The organism is Variovorax sp. V35 (assembly GCF_041154465.1).
GTDB lineage: Bacteria > Pseudomonadota > Gammaproteobacteria > Burkholderiales > Burkholderiaceae_C > Variovorax > Variovorax boronicumulans.
Map to the genome: position 1 here is coordinate 4,269,388 of NZ_AP028666.1, position 16,617 is coordinate 4,286,004.

The window sequence follows — 16,617 nt, forward strand, 5'->3', positions numbered from 1 at the left end:
AACTCAACGCCTCAACGCACCTTGCGTGAAGGCTTGTTGAGCGGCTTGCCACCGCTGCCGTTGTCGCGCGGCGGCAGGCCGGTGTGCTGCGTGAGGATGCGGCCCTTGGAGGGCTTCACGGGCGTCAGCCTGACCGGCGCTGCGGCCTTGGCGGCCACCGGCGCCGAGGTCGAATTCTTGCGACGCGCACTCGTGTAGCCGCCATCGGTCAGCGGCTGCCACGTCGGAATGAGGTGATGCTTGCCATTGCCGATGAGGTCGGCGCGGCCCATGCTCTTCAGGGCCTCGCGCAGCAGCGGCCAGTTATTGGCATCGTGGTAGCGCAGGAACGCCTTGTGCAGGCGGCGGCGCTTGTCGCCGCGCACGATGTCCACCGTCTCGCTCTCGCGCGTGATCTTGCGCAGCGGGTTCTTGTTGGTGTGGTACATCGTCGTCGCCGTGGCCATCGGGCTCGGGTAGAACGTTTGCACCTGGTCGGCGCGGAAGCCGTTCTTCTTGAGCCAGATCGCGAGGTTCATCATGTCCTCGTCGCTCGTGCCCGGGTGCGCGGCGATGAAGTACGGAATGAGGTACTGCTTCTTGCCCGCCTCGGCCGAGTACTTCTCGAACATCTGCTTGAACTTGTCGTAGCTGCCGATGCCGGGCTTCATCATCTTCGTGAGCGGGCCCTGCTCCGTGTGCTCGGGCGCGATCTTCAGGTAGCCGCCGACGTGGTGCTGCACCAGCTCCTTCACGTACTCGGGCGACTGCACGGCCAGGTCGTAGCGCAAGCCGGAACCGATGAGGATCTTCTTGATGCCCTTGAGCGCCCGCGCGCGGCGGTAGATCTTGATGAGCGGGTCGTGGTTGGTGCCCAGGTTCGGGCAGATGCCCGGGTACACGCAGCTGGGCTTGCGGCACGCCGCCTCGATCGCGGGGCTCTTGCAGCCCAGGCGGTACATGTTGGCCGTGGGGCCGCCCAGGTCGGAGATGGTGCCGGTGAAGCCGCTGACCGAGTCGCGGATGGCCTCGACCTCCTTGATGATCGAGTCTTCCGAGCGGCTCTGGATGATGCGGCCCTCGTGCTCGGTGATCGAGCAGAAGGTGCAGCCGCCGAAGCAGCCGCGCATGATGTTCACGCTGAAGCGGATCATTTCCCACGCGGGGATCTTGGTCGCGCCGTCGTGGCTGCCGTTCTCGTCGGCGTAGCGCGGGTGCGGGCTGCGCGCGTACGGCAGGTCGAACACGTGGTCCATCTCGGCCGTGGTGAGCGGAATGGGCGGCGGGTTGATCCACACGTCGCGCGCCGTGGCGCCCTCGCCGTGCGCCTGCACGAGCGCGCGGGCGTTGCCGGGGTTGGTTTCCAGGTGCAGCACGCGGTTGGCGTGGGCATAGAGCACCGGGTCGCTGCGCACCTGCTCGTACGAAGGCAGGCGGATCACCGAGCGGTCGCGCGGCGGCACGGCGATCTTGCCGCGGCCTTGCAGCGCCGGGTTGGGCACGAAGTTCAGCGGCTTGATGGCGGGGTTGACGACCGAACCGGCGGCGGAGCCCGCGGCTTCGGCGGCCTTGGCGACGGCTTGCGCCTCGTCTTCCTTCGCGCAGGTGGCGCCGTTGGCCTTGGCCTGATCGGACACCATCAGGTACGGGTTGACGTGCGCCTCGACGCGGCCGGGTTCATCGACGCTGGTGGAGTTGATCTCGAACCAGGCCTCGGGCGTTTCGCGGCGCACATAGGCGGTGCCGCGCACGTCGGTGATCTGCTGCACCGGCTCCTTGGCGGCCAGGCGGTGCGCGATCTCGACGATGGCGCGCTCGGCGTTGCCGTACAGCAGCAGGTCGCACTTGGCGTCGACGACGATGGAGCGGCGCACCTTGTCCGACCAGTAGTCGTAGTGCGCGATGCGGCGCAGCGAGCCTTCGATGCCGCCCAAGATGATCGGCACGTCGTTCCAGGCTTCCTTGCAGCGCTGCGAATACACGATGGCCGCGCGGTCGGGGCGCGAGCCGCCGACGTCGCCGGGGGTGTAGGCGTCGTCGCTGCGGATCTTCCGGTCGGCCGTGTAGCGGTTGATCATCGAATCCATGTTGCCGGCCGTGACGCCGAAGAACAGGTTCGGTTTGCCCAGCACCTTGAAGGGCTCGGCGCTTTGCCAGTCGGGCTGCGCGATGATGCCCACGCGAAAGCCCTGCGCCTCGAGCATGCGGCCGATGACCGACATGCCGAAGCTCGGATGGTCGACGTAGGCATCGCCCGTGACCACGATGATGTCGCAGCTGTCCCAGCCGAGCGCGTCCATCTCCTTGCGCGAGGTCGGCAAGAACTTGGCCGTGCCGAAACGGGCCGCCCAGTACTTGCGGTAGCTGGTCAGCGGCTTGGCGGCACGCGCAAAAAAGGAGACGTCGACGGGGGCGTTCATCGGTGGGAGCGGACAGCGCCGGGGCGCCGCCTGTGTGGGCAACCCTCGATTTTAGGGTTTTCCAGCATTTCTGTCGCCCCGAAGATCCCTTGCCCCGGGATGCGAGGGCTCTTATTTGATTGCCAAAGTCAAGCAACTTGAATGACAATGGCAACCATGTCCACGCCAACGCCCTCCGTCGACCCGTCCGCCGTCAAGGCCATCCGCCGGTTCAACCGCTTCTACACGCGCCGCATCGGCGCCCTCGACCCCTACCTGGGCAGCGACCTGTCGCTGACCGACGTGCGCGTGCTCTACGAGCTGGCGCACCGCGAAACCCCCGTCGCCAGCGAGATCGGGCGCGACCTGGGCTTCGACGCCGGCTACCTCAGCCGCATCCTGCGCCGCTTCGAAACCCACGGCTGGCTCACGCGCGAGCCGCACCCGCGCGATGCCCGCCAGAGCGTGCTGCGCCTGACCGAAGCCGGCCACGCCGCGTTTGCGCCGCTGCAACAGAAATCGCGCGACGAAGCCGCCGCCCTGCTCGCCGCGCTGCCGCCGGCGCAGCAGAACCAGCTGGTGCAGGCCATGGACACGGTGCAGGCGCTGCTCGAACCGGCCGCGCCGCCGGCCCGTCCCCAGGCCGCCGTGCTGCGCGACCCGGCGCCCGGCGACATCGGCTGGGTGGTGCAGCAGCACGGCGAGCTGTACGCGCGCGAATACGGCTGGGACCACCGCTTCGAGGCGCTCGTGGCGGGCATCGCGGGCGAGTTCCTGCTCAAGTTCCAGCCCGAGTGGGAGCGCTGCTGGATCGCCGAGCTCAACGGCGAGCGCGTCGGCGCGATCTTCGTGGTGCGCAAGTCGGCCACCGTGGCGCAGCTGCGCATGCTGATCCTCACGCCCGCCGCGCGCGGGCTGGGCCTGGGCGGACGGCTCGTGGACGAGTGCATCGCCTTCGCGCGCCGCAAGGGCTACAAGAAGATGACGCTGTGGACCAACAGCTGCCTCACGGCCGCGCGCAGCATCTATGCCAAGCGCGGCTTCCAGCTCGTGCACTCGGAGCCGCACGAGGGCTACGGGCAGCCGCAGGTGGGCGAGACCTGGGAGCTGAAGCTGTAGCGCTTACTGCATGTACCAGCCGTGGCTCACGACGAGCGATTGGCCGGTCAACGCGTTGGTCGGGAAGGCCGCGAACAGCAGCGCCACGCGCGCCACGTCGTCCGTGGTGGTGAACTCGCCATCCACCGTCTCCTTGAGCATCACGTTCTTGATGACCTGCTCTTCGGTGATGCCCAGCGTCTTCGCCTGCTCGGGAATCTGCTTCTCGACCAGCGGCGTGCGCACGAAGCCCGGGCAGATCACGTTGGCGCGCACGCCGTGCTTGGCGCCTTCCTTGGCGACCGTCTTGGCCAGCCCGATGAGGCCATGCTTGGCCGTCACGTACGGCGCCTTCAGCAGCGACGCTTCCTTCGAGTGCACCGAGCCCATGTAGATCACGCTGCCGCCGCGGCCTTGCGCGTACATGTGCTTCAGGCATGCCTTGGTGGTGAGAAACGCACCGTCCAGGTGAATGGCGAGCATCTTCTTCCAGTCGGCGAAGCTGAACTCGTCGACCGGATGCACGATCTGGATGCCGGCGTTGCTGATGAGGATGTCGATGCCGCCGAAGGCCTTCGCGCCCTCTTCCACCGAGGCATTGACCTGGTCTTCATTCGTCACGTCGACGCCCACGCCGATGGCCTGCGCGCCCGTGGCCTTCAGTTCGGCGGCGGTGGCGTCGGCCGCTTCCTTGTTGAGGTCGGCAATGATGATCTTCGCGCCTTCCTGCGCGAACAGGATGGCGATTTCCTTGCCGATGCCGCTGGCCGATCCGGTGATGTAGGCGACCTTGTCCTTGAGTTGCATGGTGAAGCGTCCTTGGAAGTGGTGGATAGGAAAAAAAACGAGCAAGAACCGGGCACGCGCCCGGCTGACCTCCCTCAGCGCGACAGCCCCGGCCGCTTGATGCGCCCGGTGCCCGGCTCGCCGAGGTCGAAGGTGGTCACGCCGTTCACCGTGGCGTCGGCGCGCAGCGTTTCGGGGTGGGCGAGCGTCTTGCCCATGTCGCGCACGCCCGATTCCCAGTGCTCCTCGACCGCGGCGCGCGAGAACTCGTAGTCCTTCGACTCGAGCTCGTACGTCTTGTCGCGGTAGATCAGGTGAAAGATGTCGATCGGCTCGTGCGTGAGCTGCGCCTGCACCTCGACCACGCTCGGGTCGTTGCGCAGGCCGGGCGGCAGCTTGGCGATCAGGTCGGCAATGGCCTGCTGCAGATTCATGTTGGCCGCCAGCGCATCTGTGTTCAGGCGCGTGCGGCTCGAGTAGGTGATGTCCTTCTGGCGCTCCATCACGCCCGACAGCGTGTGCGGCATCTCGCCGCGCGCATTGAACAGGTCGACCTGCAGCACCACCAGCGCCTCGGAACGCGGGTGCGTGTCGAGCACGTACTGCAGCGGCGTGTTCGAGACGATGCCGCCGTCCCAGTAGTCGTCGCCGTCGATGTGCACCGGCGCAAAGCCCGGCGGCAGCGCGCCGCTGGCCATGATGTGCTCGGAGCCGATGCGCTGGCGTGTGTTGTCGAAGTACACCGAGTTGCCGGTGCGCACATTGACGGCACCGACGCTGAAGCGCGCCTCGCAGGCGTTGATGCGGTCGAAGTCGATGAGCCGCTCCAGCGTGGCCTTCAGCGGCGAGGTGTCGTAATAGCTTAGGAGCGGCGCGGCACCGCCCAGCAGCAGGGCCGGCGAATAGCGCGGCTCGAAGAAACCCGGAATGCCGACCAGCGACGCCATGGTGGCGCTCCACTGGTTCTGCGTGGCGCGGTCACCCAGCCACGACGGCAGGCGCTGCGCCGGCCCCGAAGACACCAGGTGCCAGAACTCACGCAGCCGGTCGACCCGCTGCGCGGGCGCGTTGCCGGCGATGAGCGCGGCGTTGATGGCGCCGATCGACACGCCCGCGATCCAGTGCGGCTGCAGGTCGGTCTCGCTGAGCGCTGCGTACACGCCCGCCTGGTAGGCGCCGAGCGCACCGCCGCCCTGCAGCACCAGCGCCTTGCGGGCGGTGCGCATGCCTTCGCGGCGGGCGATGAACGGATGGGGTGGTGCGGCGTGAGAAGCTGAGGATGAAGAAGAGGAAGCAGCGGTGGCGGCGCGAGGCTTTTTCTTGGGTGTCGTCGTCATGCGGTCATTGGACACCAGCCCCGCGACAGCCACCTGACCAGGGGCCTTTTCGCGGCTTCAGCCCGGACGAATCTCACATCTTCGGCAGCATCTGCCCGCGGATCTCGCCGCCCGGGTTGGCGGCTGTGTGGATGTTGGCGTACCACTTGCCGGCCACGAGGTCGGCCGCCTGCGCCGGCGTGAGCGTGGCCTGGCCCTCGATCGGGCTGGCCGGACTCGCGAAGGGCAGCACCACGCCGGCATTCGCGCCCGCGGCGGCGGGCCCGTGGAAGTGGGCCGCCGTGGCCGGGCCGCTCAGGCCTTCGTAGGTAATCTTGTACTTGAGCACGTTGGTGTCGCGGTTGAGCCAGGCCTCGGCCATGCCGCTGCCGCGCGTCATGTTGGGCGGCACCTGGCTGGCCGCGTTCATCGCGCCGCTGAAGCTCGCGACGTTCGACTTCGACATCATTCCGCAGCCGGCCAGTGCGACGGCGGCCAGGCCCGCGACGAGGGTGCTGCGCCAGAGTGTGCGAGTGTTGTTCATGGTCGGGTCTCCTGTGGATGAAAGCATTCAGCATAGGCAGACGCCGCCTGCGGCCTTGTCGGCCAGCACCCCTTCTTCGCACGCCTGTGCAAGAGAATGCAACGATGATTTCCGACGACAAACTCCCTTCCGCACACGACGTGGTCGCCTTCTGGCGCGATGCCGGACCCGAGCGCTGGTTCGCGAAAAGCGCCGCCTTCGATGCCGCCTGCATCGATCGCCTGGCCGCCGCCCACCAGGCCGCGGCCGGCGGCCGGCTCGACCACTGGGCCGACACCGGCGAAGGCGCCCTGGCCCTGCTCGTGCTGCTCGACCAGTTCCCGCGCAACGCCTGGCGCCAGAACCCGCACATGCTCGCCACCGACGGCCTCGCGCTGGCCGTGGCGCGCCGCGCCGTCGAGGCCGGCTTCGATCGGCAGGCCGAGGCGCTGATGCAGCGCTTTTTCTACCTGCCCTTCATGCACTCGGAGGTGCTGGCCGAGCAGGAGCGTTCGGTGGAACTCAACGCCACGCAGGACGCCAGCACGCAGCACTTTGCCGTGCTGCACCGCGACATCGTGGCGCGCTTCGGGCGCTTTCCGCACCGCAACCGGATGCTCGGGCGCACCACCACGCCGGAAGAGCAGGCGTTTCTCGACGAAGGCGGCTTCGCCGGTTAGGGCGGTTAGGCCGTGTCGACGTGCGCGGGCAACGGCACGTCGCGCGTCGGCGACGCCTGCCCCGCCGGCTCGCCGATGGCGTCCTTCATCGAGCCGTAGGTGCGCGCATAGACCCAGGTGAACTCGGCGCCCAGCAGGAAGATCTGCGCCGAGTAGTACACCCACACCAGCACCACCACCAGCGAGCCGGCCGCGCCGTAGCCCGAGGCCACGCTGCTCTTGCCGATGTACAGGCCGATGAGGTGCTTGCCCACGGTGAACAGCAGCGCCGTCACCGCCGCGCCCACCCACACGTCGCGCCACTGCACCTTGGCGCGCGGCATGATCTTGTAGATCATCGCGAAGATCACCGTGACCATCGCGAAGCTGAAGACGAAGTTCACCACCTGCGCCAGCGTGGCCCAGGCACCGAACATCGGCGACCACCACTTGCCCAGCGCGGCCAGCGCCGCGCTCGCCACCAGCGACACCATCAGCAGGAAGCCGATGCCCATGATCATGCTGAACGACAGCAGCCGCACGCGCAGCATGTTGAAGACGCCCTTGTTGCGGGTGCGCGCGGGGGCACGCCAGATGCGGTCGAGCGCGTCCTGCAGCTCGCCGAAGACGGTGGTCGCGCCCACCACCAGCAGGCCGATGCCGACCACCGTGGCCACGATGCCCTCTGTCGGCTTGTTGACCGCCTTCAGCATGCCCTGCACCGCCGCCGCGCCCTGCTCGCCCATCAGGCCCGAGAGCTGCGCGAAGATCTCGCCGCGCGCGGCCTCCTGCCCGAAGACCAGGCCGGCCACCGCGATCACGATCAGCAGCAGCGGCGCGATCGAGAACACCGTGTAGTAGGCCAGCGCGGCGCCCATGCTCGGGGCGTAGTCGTTGGACCAGGAAGCAAAAGCGCGCCGGCAGAGATCGAAGAGTGCGCGAAGTCGAATGAGCATGGCGTCGGGTCCCGGTGAAGCAGTGCGCCTACGATAATCGTTCCACATGCATCCGTCCGCCCCCGCCGCGGCATCGCCGCCCGACCACCCGCAGCCCGCGTCGCCACGCGACCTTTTTGTTTCATTCACCTGGCTCGCGCTGCAGGGCTTCGGCGGCGTTCTCGCCATCGTCCAGCGCGAGATGGTCGAGAGGAAGAAGTGGCTCACGCCCGACCAGTTCCTCGAGGACTGGGCCGTGGCCCAGGTGATGCCGGGGCCGAACGTGATCAACCTCGCTCTGATGATCGGCGACCGCTACTTCGGCCTGCGCGGCGCCGTGGCCGCGGTGGCGGGCATGCTCACCGTGCCGCTGTTCGTGATCCTCGCGCTGGCCGTGCTCTACGCGCACTACGCCGCCAACCCGCAGGTGGCGGCCGCGCTGCGCGGCATGGGCGCGGTGTCGGGCGGGCTCATCGCGGCCACGGGCATCAAGCTGATCCCGCAGCTGCGCAAGCACCCGCTGGGCTTTGCGACCTGCCTCGCGTTCGTGGCGCTGGTGTTCGCGGCCATCGCGCTCCTGAAGATTCCGCTGGGGTGGGTGCTGCTCGCTGTGGGCGGCGTGGCCTGCCTGTGGACCTGGAAGAAGATCGCGCCATGAACATCGTCATGCAATGGCACGACTGGCTGGCCCTCTTCGGCCAGTACCTGCTGCTGTCGCTGCTGTCGATCAGCGGCGCGATCACCACGGTGCCCGACATGCACCGCTACCTCGTGGCGCAGCACGGCTGGCTCACCGAGGCGCAGTTCACCTCCTCGGTCGCCATCGCCCAGGCCGCACCGGGGCCCAACGTGCTCTTCGTCGCGCTGATGGGCTGGAACGTCGGGCTCAACGCGGGCGGAGGCATCGGCGCCGGGCCCATGGCCTGGCTGCTGGGCTTCTTCGGCCTGATGGTCACCATGGTCGGCATCATGCTGCCGAGCACCACCCTCACCTACGTCGCCACGCGCTGGGGCCACCGCAACCGCACGCGCCGCGAAGTGCGCGCCTTCAAGCAGGGCATGGCGCCGGTGGTGGTCGGGCTGCTCATCGCCACCGGCTGGGTGCTGGCCGGCGGCAACCAGTCGAGCGGCGTGCCGGCCTGGCACCTGTGGCTGCTCAGCGGCGTGGCCGCGCTGGTGGTCTGGCGCACGCGCATCCACCTGCTGTGGCTGCTGGGCTGCGGCGCGGCGCTGGGCGCGGTAGGCTTCGTTTGAGCCTTTTTCCTTTCTGCATACTTTTTCTTTCAGGAGCCCTCTGCCATGTCGCAACTTCGTCCGCTCGGCCGTTCCACCCTTCGGGTGTCTCCCCTCGCCTTCGGCGGCAACGTGTTCGGCTGGACCGCCGACGAGGCGACCTCGTTCAAGCTGCTCGACGCCTGGCTCGACGCCGGCTTCAACTTCGTCGACACGGCCGACGTCTACTCGGCCTGGGTGCCGGGCCATGTGGGCGGCGAGTCGGAGACGATCATCGGCAAGTGGCTCAAGCACAGCGGCAAGCGCAACCGCTTGGTGCTCGCAACCAAGGTCGGCAAGCCGATGGGCGAAGGCAAGGTGGGCCTGTCGCCCACCTACATCCGCGAAGCCGTCGAGGCGTCGCTCAAGCGCCTGCAGACCGACTACATCGACCTGTACCAGTCGCACGACGACGATGCCAACACGCCGCTCGAAGACACGCTGGGCACCTTCGACGCGCTCATCAAGGAGGGCAAGGTGCGCGCCATCGGCGCCTCGAACTACACGGCGCCGCGGCTGGCCGAGGCGCTCGACGTGTCGGAGCGCCTGGGCATCGCGCGCTACGAGAGCCTGCAGCCGCTGTACAACCTGTACGACCGCGCAGTGTTCGAGGACGCACTCGAGCCGCTGTGCCTCAAGCGCGAAGTGGGCGTGATCAACTTCTACGCGCTGGCGGCGGGCTTTCTCACCGGCAAGTACCGCACCGAGGCCGATGTGGCCAAGAGCGCACGCGGCACCACCACGAAGAAGTACCTGAACCCGCGCGGCCTGCGCATCCTCGACGCGCTGGACAAGGTGGCCCAGCAGTACAACGCCAAGCCCGGCCAGGTCGCCATCGCCTGGCAGATCGCACGGCCCGGCGTGACGGCGCCGATCGCCAGCGCCACCTCGCTGGCGCAGCTCGAAGAGCTGGTGGTGGCCACGCAGCTCAAGCTGGACGCGGGCACCATCGACATGCTCGACCGCGCCAGCGCCGAGACGTCAGCCTGAGCCTCGACTAGCCGTCGACGGGGTTCAGCGGCGTCGCCAGGATGCGCTGGTAGAACGCCACGTCGAGCCAGCGGCCGAACTTGAAGCCGGCCTGCCGCACGGTGCCTGCATGCGTGAAGCCCAGGCGCTCGTGCAGCGCGATGCTGCCGGCGTTCGACGCGTCGATGGCGCCGACCATCACATGCACCTCGCGCGCGATCGCCTCGGCCACGATCGCCTCCATCAGCGTGCGACCCAGGCCCTCGCCGCGGTGCGCGGCATCGACGTACACCGAGTGCTCGACCGTGTACTTGTAGGCCGGAAAGGCGCGGAAGGTGCCGTAGCTGGCAAAGCCCAGCAGCTTGCCGTTGTCGTCTTCCGCACCGATCACGGGAAAGCCGCCGGCGCGCTTGGCGGCGAACCACGTCACCATGTTCTCGGGCGTGCGCGGCCTGTAGTCGTACAGCGCGGTGGAGTTGACGATGGCCTCGTTCAGGATCGCCAGGATGGCGCCTGAATGGGCTTCTTCGGTGCAGGCGATGAGACGCATGGTGTTTCTCTGTCGTTCAATATAAGAGAATAATAATCTCATATGGGAAACACTTCACCTTCCACCTTCTCGCCGGCGCCGGCCGATGGCCACATCGACGCGCTCATCGCCACCCGGCTGCTGGCGCTGCGCCAGGCGCAGGGGCTCAGCCTCGCCGACCTGGCCGGGTTGTCGGGCGTGAGCAAGGCGATGATCTCCAAGGTCGAGCGCGCGCAAAGCAGCCCCACCGCCGCGCTGCTGGGCAGGCTGGCCGCCGGCCTCGGGGTTTCGCTGGCCCAGCTTCTCACCGAGGACAAGGCGCAGCCGCAACGGCTGCGCAAACGGGCCGCGCAGGAAGTCTGGCGCGACCCCGAGGCAGGCTACCTGCGCCGCCAGGTCGCCGAGCGCGGCGCGGGCAGCGGCGTGGAGCTGGTCGAGGTCGAACTGCCACGCGCCGCGCAGGTCGGCTATCCGCGATGGAGCGGCACGCCGTACCGGCAGAGCCTGTGGATGCTCGAAGGCGCGCTGCAGGTCGACTACGGCGACGAGCGCTTCGAACTCGCCCCGGGCGACTGCCTCGACTTCGGGGTCGACCGGTCGCTGGTCTTCAAGGCACTGGGGCCCAGCGCCTGCCGCTACCTGCTGGTCGCCGTTCCCGATTGATTAAGTGAACGATTGCCTGACCGATGCGGTAGGCAAGCTCCCACACGCAGAGACGACTCAGGCCGGTCCGGGCCGCGGGGTGTGTCGGGATACTGCAAGGCATCTCAGCTACCGGAGCCGCACGATGTCCTTTGCGCTTTACATGATCGGCTTTCTGATCTTCCTGGCCGGGGTCGCCTGGGGCGCCTCGGTGGCCGGCGTGCCCACGCTCTACATCGGCATCGGCGCGCTGATCCTGCTGGGCATCGGCGTCTTCAGCGCCGTGGCCCGCACGCGCAGCAAAGACCCGTCCTGAAGGGGCCTGATCGCTTCACAGATCAGTTCACACAGGCTTCACGCCCGGCGCACATGGCGTCGCTAACTTCGCAGGCGCACCACACCCCGTGGTGCGCTTTGCAAGTCAGCCTCCCATGCACGCCTCTTCTTCCTGCCTCTTTTCTCCCCACGCACCTTCCTCGTCGGTCGCGCCCTGCCCCGCACCGGCCTTCGTGAGCGACCCGGGAACGGCCTGCACCCAGGTCGACCTGCTCGTCATTGGCGCGAGCTTTGCCGGGCTGGCCTGCGCCCGCGCCGCCGCCAAGGCCGGCCTGCGCGTGATGGTGCTCGAGAAGAAGGCCGCCGCCGGCGCCAAGCTGCACACCACCGGGATCATCGTCAAGGACGCGGTCGACAGCGTGCCGTGGCTGGCCGAAGTGCCGCCCGCGCTGGTGCGCCGCATCGAAGGCGTGCGGCTGTACGCGCCCGACATGCACCACGTCGACCTGCACGCGCCCGGCTACTGGTTCTGGGCCACCGATGCGCCCGCGCTGCTCGACTGGATGGTGGAGTCCACCCGGGCCTGCGGCGTCGAGGTGCGCCTGGGCACGCTGTTCGAGCAGGCGCTGTGGGCGAACGGCCGCTGGGAGGTGCCGGTGGCGCAGGGCCCGTGCATCCGCGCGACCTACCTCGTGGGCGCCGACGGCCCGCATTCGCGCGTCGCCAAGGCGCTGGGCCTGTCGCGCAACACGCGCTTTCTCTACGGCGTGGAGCACGAGTACCAGGGCGCGCGCATGGCGCCCGACCTGCTGCATTGCTTCATCGATCGCCGGCTCGCGCCGGGCTACATCGGCTGGGCGCTCGACGGCGTGGGCGTGAGCCAGATCGGCCTGGCGCGCCGCATGGGCCGCCACGACACGGGCGCGCTGCGGCTCGATCCGCTCTTGCGCAAGATCGCCGCCGTGGTGTCGCCCGGCGACGCGCCGCCGGTCGCCGTGCGCGCCGGGATGATCCCCTGCGGCGGCGTGCTTCCGGTGGTGGCCCGCGAACGAGCACTGCTGGTGGGCGATGCGGCGGGCATGGTGTCGCCCGTGACGGCCGGCGGCATCCACACGGCGCTGCAGCACGGCGAGCGCGCCGGCGAGGCCGTGGCGCGCTTCGTGCGCGGCGAGGCGGACGACCCCGCGACCTGGTTCGTGCGCGGCTACCCGCGTTTCCTGATGAAGCGCACGCTGCGCTGGGCCTTCGACCACTTCCAGAGCGACTGGATGTTCAACCGCCTGCTCGGCACGGCGCCGATGCGGCGTGCGGCGGAGCTGGTGTACTTCCACCGCAAGGGCAGCGGGCCGGTGGCCCGCTAGCCCCCGCTCAGGCGCTGCGCTGGCGCATGGCCTCGTAGAGGCACACGCCGCTGGCCACCGAGACGTTCAGGCTCTCGACCGCGCCGGCCATGGGAATGCTCACCAGCTCGTCGCAGGTCTTGCGCGTGAGCTGGCGCATGCCCTCGCCCTCGGCGCCCAGCACCAGCGCCAGCGGGCGCTTGAAGTCGCTCTGGTAGATCGTGCCCGGCGCGTCGTCGCTGGTGCCCACGCACCAGATGCTGCGCTCCTTGAGCTCGTTGAGCGTGCGCGCGAGGTTGGTCACCATGAAGTACGGCACGGTCTCGGCCGCCCCGCTCGCCACCTTGGCGACGGTGGCGTTGATGCCGGCCGCATGGTCCTTGGGCGCGATCACCGCATGGGCGCCGGCGCCGTCGGCCACGCGCAGGCAGGCGCCCAGGTTGTGCGGGTCGGTCACGCCGTCGAGCACCAGCAGCAGCGGCACGGTGCCGGCCTCCTCGAGGCCTTCGAGCAGTTCGTCGAGCGAGCGGACCTGGGCCACGGGCTCGACCCGCGCGACCACGCCCTGGTGGCCGTGGCTGCCGCTGAGCTTGGACAGCCGCAGGCCGTCGGCCTCGACCAGCCGCACGCCGGCTTCTTGCGCACGCGCAATGAACTGTTTCATGCGCGCATCGCGCCGGCTGGCGTCGAACATCACTTCGAGCACCGATTTCGGCGCGGTCTTGATGCGCACGCCCACGGCATGGAAGCCGAAGATCACTTTAGGGGAAGACATCCCCTGATTATCCCTACCCCCAGGCTTGCCCACTTCGTGTGGCCTCCTCCCCCCTGGAAGGGGGCAACACCAGCGGCCCGGCAAAGCCGGTTCCGCGGTGTTTCTCGAATAAATCCCTCGTCAGTCAGGCCAAGGGCAAGCCGCTGTTCGCGCGGGTGCGTTCGTCGTGCAGTTCCTGCACCACCAGGGCGTTCATGTGCACCTTCAGCGTGTTGCCCACGCTGCCCAGGTACTGGCAGGCGGCATACCCCTCGGCCGCCTTTTCGTAGCGCGCCACCCAGGCGTCGCGCGCGGGCAGCCGGTCGGGCGACACGGGCCAGACGCCCGGGCGCGGGCGCAGGTGTTCGCCGATGCCCACGCGCCAGGGCTTGGCGCTCAGGCGGGCGCGAAAGCAGTTCTGGTTGCGGCACATGCGCGCGTAGACCTTGTCGGCGCCCAGCGTCTGGAACACGTCGGTCACGACGGCGTCGGACGGTGCGAAGACATCGTGCATGGCCAGCACGCGCAGCCCGGCCGGCGTGCGGTACAGGCGCAGGTGCCAGTCGGGATGCTGGTGGATGAAGCGCTCGACACGCGCCCGTGCGCCCGCCAGCGGATCGCTCTTGTCCTCGACCACGGGCAGGCCTTCCTTGTGGGCGCGCCAGAAGCCGAAGGCCGCCACCAGCATGAACGCGGCCACGCCCGCCATCGCCGAGCGCGTGGCGTAGCCCGCGACCATCGCACCGATGAACGCCGCGCCGATCACCGTCAGCCCGCGTGCGCTGCCGCGCGCGCCCTGGTTCTCGAAGTCGACGTCGACGAACAGCACGTCGGGCGTGTTGAGGCAGCGCGCGCCATAGCCGTTGCGGGTGACGACGCTGTCGCCCTGGCGTTCGACGATCTCCTCGCGGATCGGCACGCCATTGGCGCCGTTGTAGGCCAGCTTGCGTTCGCGGCGCTCCAGCTTTTCGCCGTCGACCACGATGCGGTCATAGGCCTCGCGCGTGCGCTGGTCGGCATGGGCCTGCGCGGCCAGCGGGCTGTCGTCGGACCAGCCGAAGCGGCGCACCGTGACCTGCCGGCCGGCCACCCGCTCCTGGATGCGGCCTTCGGCCCAGAACTGGGGAACGATCACGGCCTCAGGCGCCCTTGAAATACGACCACGCCGCAGCAGCGATCAGCAGCACGACGATCACGGGCAGCCACTTGAAGCCGCCGCCCGACACCCGGCCCGGTTCGGCCATCGGGTTCACCGCCGCGCTCGACGGCAGGTGCCCGAAGTCGCCGGCTGCCGGGTTCTGGTGCGCCTCGACCAGCTGCTTGGCCTCGGCCAGGCCCAGGCCGGTGGCCTCGCGCGTGAGGCGCACGGCCTCGACCTTCTGGCCCCGCGCCAGCGCCGCGAGTGCGGCGGCCGGCACGGCGGCGGGGCCGTTGCCCTGCATGCCGCTGCCCGTCTCGGCCACAGCCTCGCCCCGGCCCCAGTCGCCTTCCTGCCAGTCGGCCGGCGCGCCTGCGGCGACCGCGCCGCTGTTGGCATAGCGCTCGACGGCCTCCTTGGACGACTTGAGGTCCATGCCGGTGCGCTCGCGCACGATCTTGATGGCTTCGATCAGGTTGCCGCGCTCCAGGGCGGCAATGGCTTCGGGGGGAAGCTGGGTCATGAACTCTCCTCTGTGTTCGGGGAGCGCCGCGGGAGCCGGGCGCTGTCTGTCTTCTTGCGGGCTCAGGCCGCCTGCGCGACCGTCGATACGGGTGTTGTCTCGTTGAGCGCCACGCGCCCGGCCTCGATGGTGATGCGCCGCTCGCACTGCGAGGCGATGCCGCGGTCGTGCGTGACCAGTACCAGCGTGGTTCCCAGTTCGCGGTTCAGGTCGAACATGAGTTTCATGACCTGCTCGCCGGTGGCGAAGTCGAGGCTGCCGGTGGGCTCGTCGGCCAGCAGCAGGGCTGGCTGGACCACGAAGGCCCGCGCCAGCGCCACGCGCTGCTGCTCGCCGCCCGACAGCACCTTGGGGTAGTGGCCCAGGCGCTGGCCCAGGCCGACGCGGCCCAGCATCTCGGTGGCGGCTTTGCGTGCGTCCTTGCGGTTGGCCAGCTCCAGCGGAAGCATGACGTTCTCGAGCGCGCTCAGGTTGCCCAGGAGCTGGAAGCTCTGGAACACAAAGCCCACGCGCTGGGCGCGCAACGCGGCGCGCTCGTCCTCGTCGATGGCGAAGATGTCGTCGCCCGCCAGCTTCACGGTGCCGCGCGTGGGCGTGTCCAGCCCGGCAATGATCGACAGCAAGGTGCTCTTGCCGGAGCCCGAGGCGCCGACGATGGCGGCGGTTTCCCGCGCGCCCAGGGTGAAATGGATGTCCTGCAGAATGTCCAGCGTGCCGGCCGAGTCGGTGACGGACTTGAAGACATGCTTGACGGCGACAATGGCATCAGACGGGGGTTGGGACATGAAAGGCTTTTCGTTTTGAATCGACGTGACTTTATCTTGACCACCGCCGCGCTCGGCAGCGCGGGGGCATGGACGGCTGCGGCGGCCCAGGCCCAAGCAGCCCCGGCCGGCAAGCCGGTGATCCTCGTGCTCGGTGATTCGCTAAGCGCAGAGTACGGCCTCAAGCGCGGCGAAGGCTGGGTACCCTTGCTGGAAAAAAGGCTTGCGCAGCAGAAGATCGCAGCCTCGGTGGTCAACGCCAGCATCAGCGGCGACACCAGCTCCGGCGGTCGCGCCCGCTTCCCCGCCCTGCTGGCGCAGCACAAGCCCAGCCACGTGGTGCTGGAGCTGGGCGCCAACGACGCCCTGCGCGGCCTGCCGCTGTCGAACACCGAAGACAACCTGCTGCAGATCACCAAGGCCGCGCAGGCGGCGGGCGCCCGGGTGCTGATCGTCGGCATCCAGGTGCCGCCGAACTACGGCGGCGACTACACGCGGCGCTTCGAGGCCGTGTTCGCGAAGGTGGCGGGCGCGACGAAGTCGGCGCTGGTGCCCTTCCTGCTCAAGGGCGTGGCCGATGCGCCCGACGCCATGACGCTGTTCCAGTCCGACCGCATCCACCCGACCGCCGCGGCACAGCCGCAGATCCTGGACAACGTCTGGCCGGAGCTGCGCAAGCTGCTGCCCAAGTAGCCCTTTTTCGTTGCGCGCGCCC

Annotated in this window: 19 protein-coding genes; 9 read left to right on the forward strand and 10 right to left on the reverse strand. The window is 68.9% G+C overall.

Features of this window, described 5'->3' with window-relative positions; genetic code table 11:
• Window positions 1-11 precede the first annotated feature (11 nt).
• Entirely contained in the window at window positions 12-2,399 is a 2,388-nt protein-coding gene (locus tag ACAM42_RS19845) for a YgiQ family radical SAM protein (protein ID WP_369629112.1), read from the reverse strand.
• 147 nt (window positions 2,400-2,546) lie between these two features.
• Here ACAM42_RS19845 and ACAM42_RS19850 point away from each other — a divergent pair, with 147 nt between their 5' ends.
• On the forward strand, window positions 2,547-3,497 hold the full coding sequence (locus tag ACAM42_RS19850) for a GNAT family N-acetyltransferase (protein WP_369632788.1): 951 nt from the start codon (window positions 2,547-2,549) through the stop codon (window positions 3,495-3,497).
• A 3-nt stretch (window positions 3,498-3,500) separates the two neighbouring features.
• Here the strand turns inward: ACAM42_RS19850 and ACAM42_RS19855 are convergent, their stop codons facing one another.
• The 3 genes from ACAM42_RS19855 to ACAM42_RS19865 form a co-directional block, all read right to left on the reverse strand.
• Window positions 3,501-4,283: a 3-hydroxybutyrate dehydrogenase gene (locus ACAM42_RS19855; RefSeq protein ID WP_307586858.1), complete on the reverse strand. Its 783-nt coding sequence runs from the start codon at window positions 4,281-4,283 to the stop codon at window positions 3,501-3,503.
• 74 nt (window positions 4,284-4,357) lie between these two features.
• A complete protein-coding gene (locus ACAM42_RS19860) occupies window positions 4,358-5,599 on the reverse strand; it encodes a patatin-like phospholipase family protein (RefSeq protein ID WP_369629113.1) in 1,242 nt (413 codons plus the stop codon).
• Between the two features lie 73 nt (window positions 5,600-5,672).
• Entirely contained in the window at window positions 5,673-6,122 is a 450-nt protein-coding gene (locus tag ACAM42_RS19865; RefSeq protein WP_070060984.1) for a CHRD domain-containing protein, read from the reverse strand.
• A gap of 104 nt (window positions 6,123-6,226) precedes the next feature.
• Here ACAM42_RS19865 and ACAM42_RS19870 point away from each other — a divergent pair, with 104 nt between their 5' ends.
• A complete protein-coding gene (locus tag ACAM42_RS19870) occupies window positions 6,227-6,781 on the forward strand; it encodes a DUF924 family protein (RefSeq protein WP_369629114.1) in 555 nt (184 codons plus the stop codon).
• 5 nt (window positions 6,782-6,786) lie between these two features.
• On the opposite strand, the gene ACAM42_RS19875 is transcribed toward ACAM42_RS19870, so the two are convergent.
• Complete coding sequence (locus ACAM42_RS19875) at window positions 6,787-7,716, reverse strand: YihY/virulence factor BrkB family protein (protein WP_369629115.1); 930 nt, start codon at window positions 7,714-7,716, stop codon at window positions 6,787-6,789.
• A gap of 46 nt (window positions 7,717-7,762) precedes the next feature.
• Between ACAM42_RS19875 and ACAM42_RS19880 the strand changes: the two genes are divergently transcribed.
• From ACAM42_RS19880 to ACAM42_RS19890, 3 genes are read left to right on the forward strand one after another with little or no spacing between them, the layout of a single operon-like run.
• Window positions 7,763-8,353: a chromate transporter gene (locus tag ACAM42_RS19880; protein WP_369629116.1), complete on the forward strand. Its 591-nt coding sequence runs from the start codon at window positions 7,763-7,765 to the stop codon at window positions 8,351-8,353.
• The gene (locus ACAM42_RS19885; protein WP_139704537.1) at window positions 8,350-8,949 is read left to right on the forward strand and encodes a chromate transporter; all 600 of its coding nucleotides are present in this window, start codon (window positions 8,350-8,352) and stop codon (window positions 8,947-8,949) included. The genes ACAM42_RS19880 and ACAM42_RS19885 overlap by 4 nt, the downstream gene beginning before the upstream one ends.
• A gap of 45 nt (window positions 8,950-8,994) precedes the next feature.
• Window positions 8,995-9,957, forward strand: a complete 963-nt coding sequence (locus tag ACAM42_RS19890) for an aldo/keto reductase (RefSeq protein WP_369629117.1) — start codon at window positions 8,995-8,997, stop codon at window positions 9,955-9,957.
• A gap of 7 nt (window positions 9,958-9,964) precedes the next feature.
• Here ACAM42_RS19890 and ACAM42_RS19895 read toward each other — a convergent pair whose 3' ends face one another.
• Complete coding sequence (locus ACAM42_RS19895; protein ID WP_369629118.1) at window positions 9,965-10,486, reverse strand: N-acetyltransferase family protein; 522 nt, start codon at window positions 10,484-10,486, stop codon at window positions 9,965-9,967.
• A 42-nt stretch (window positions 10,487-10,528) separates the two neighbouring features.
• On the opposite strand from ACAM42_RS19895, the gene ACAM42_RS19900 reads away from it, so the two are divergent.
• From ACAM42_RS19900 to ACAM42_RS19910, 3 genes are all read left to right on the forward strand, one after another.
• The gene (locus ACAM42_RS19900) at window positions 10,529-11,128 is read left to right on the forward strand and encodes a helix-turn-helix domain-containing protein (protein WP_369629119.1); all 600 of its coding nucleotides are present in this window, start codon (window positions 10,529-10,531) and stop codon (window positions 11,126-11,128) included.
• A 124-nt stretch (window positions 11,129-11,252) separates the two neighbouring features.
• Window positions 11,253-11,423, forward strand: coding sequence for a hypothetical protein (locus tag ACAM42_RS19905; RefSeq protein WP_167395039.1), 171 nt, complete (start codon window positions 11,253-11,255; stop codon window positions 11,421-11,423).
• A 115-nt stretch (window positions 11,424-11,538) separates the two neighbouring features.
• On the forward strand, window positions 11,539-12,744 hold the full coding sequence (locus ACAM42_RS19910; protein WP_159276535.1) for an NAD(P)/FAD-dependent oxidoreductase: 1,206 nt from the start codon (window positions 11,539-11,541) through the stop codon (window positions 12,742-12,744).
• 7 nt (window positions 12,745-12,751) lie between these two features.
• Here ACAM42_RS19910 and rlmB read toward each other — a convergent pair whose 3' ends face one another.
• From rlmB to ACAM42_RS19930, 4 genes are all read right to left on the reverse strand, one after another.
• Window positions 12,752-13,498 carry a 23S rRNA (guanosine(2251)-2'-O)-methyltransferase RlmB gene (gene rlmB / locus ACAM42_RS19915; RefSeq protein WP_062481059.1) on the reverse strand — a complete coding sequence of 249 codons (747 nt, stop codon included), beginning with the start codon at window positions 13,496-13,498 and terminating at the stop codon, window positions 12,752-12,754.
• 124 nt (window positions 13,499-13,622) lie between these two features.
• Window positions 13,623-14,612 (reverse strand): hypothetical protein, encoded by a 990-nt coding sequence (locus ACAM42_RS19920; protein ID WP_369629120.1) that lies wholly within the window; start codon window positions 14,610-14,612, stop codon window positions 13,623-13,625.
• A 4-nt stretch (window positions 14,613-14,616) separates the two neighbouring features.
• The gene (locus tag ACAM42_RS19925; protein WP_369629121.1) at window positions 14,617-15,138 is read right to left on the reverse strand and encodes a ribosomal protein L7/L12; all 522 of its coding nucleotides are present in this window, start codon (window positions 15,136-15,138) and stop codon (window positions 14,617-14,619) included.
• Between the two features lie 62 nt (window positions 15,139-15,200).
• Window positions 15,201-15,923 carry an ABC transporter ATP-binding protein gene (locus tag ACAM42_RS19930; protein ID WP_369629122.1) on the reverse strand — a complete coding sequence of 241 codons (723 nt, stop codon included), beginning with the start codon at window positions 15,921-15,923 and terminating at the stop codon, window positions 15,201-15,203.
• A 36-nt stretch (window positions 15,924-15,959) separates the two neighbouring features.
• On the opposite strand from ACAM42_RS19930, the gene ACAM42_RS19935 reads away from it, so the two are divergent.
• Window positions 15,960-16,595 (forward strand): arylesterase, encoded by a 636-nt coding sequence (locus ACAM42_RS19935; RefSeq protein WP_369629123.1) that lies wholly within the window; start codon window positions 15,960-15,962, stop codon window positions 16,593-16,595.
• Window positions 16,596-16,617: the final 22 nt, after the last annotated feature.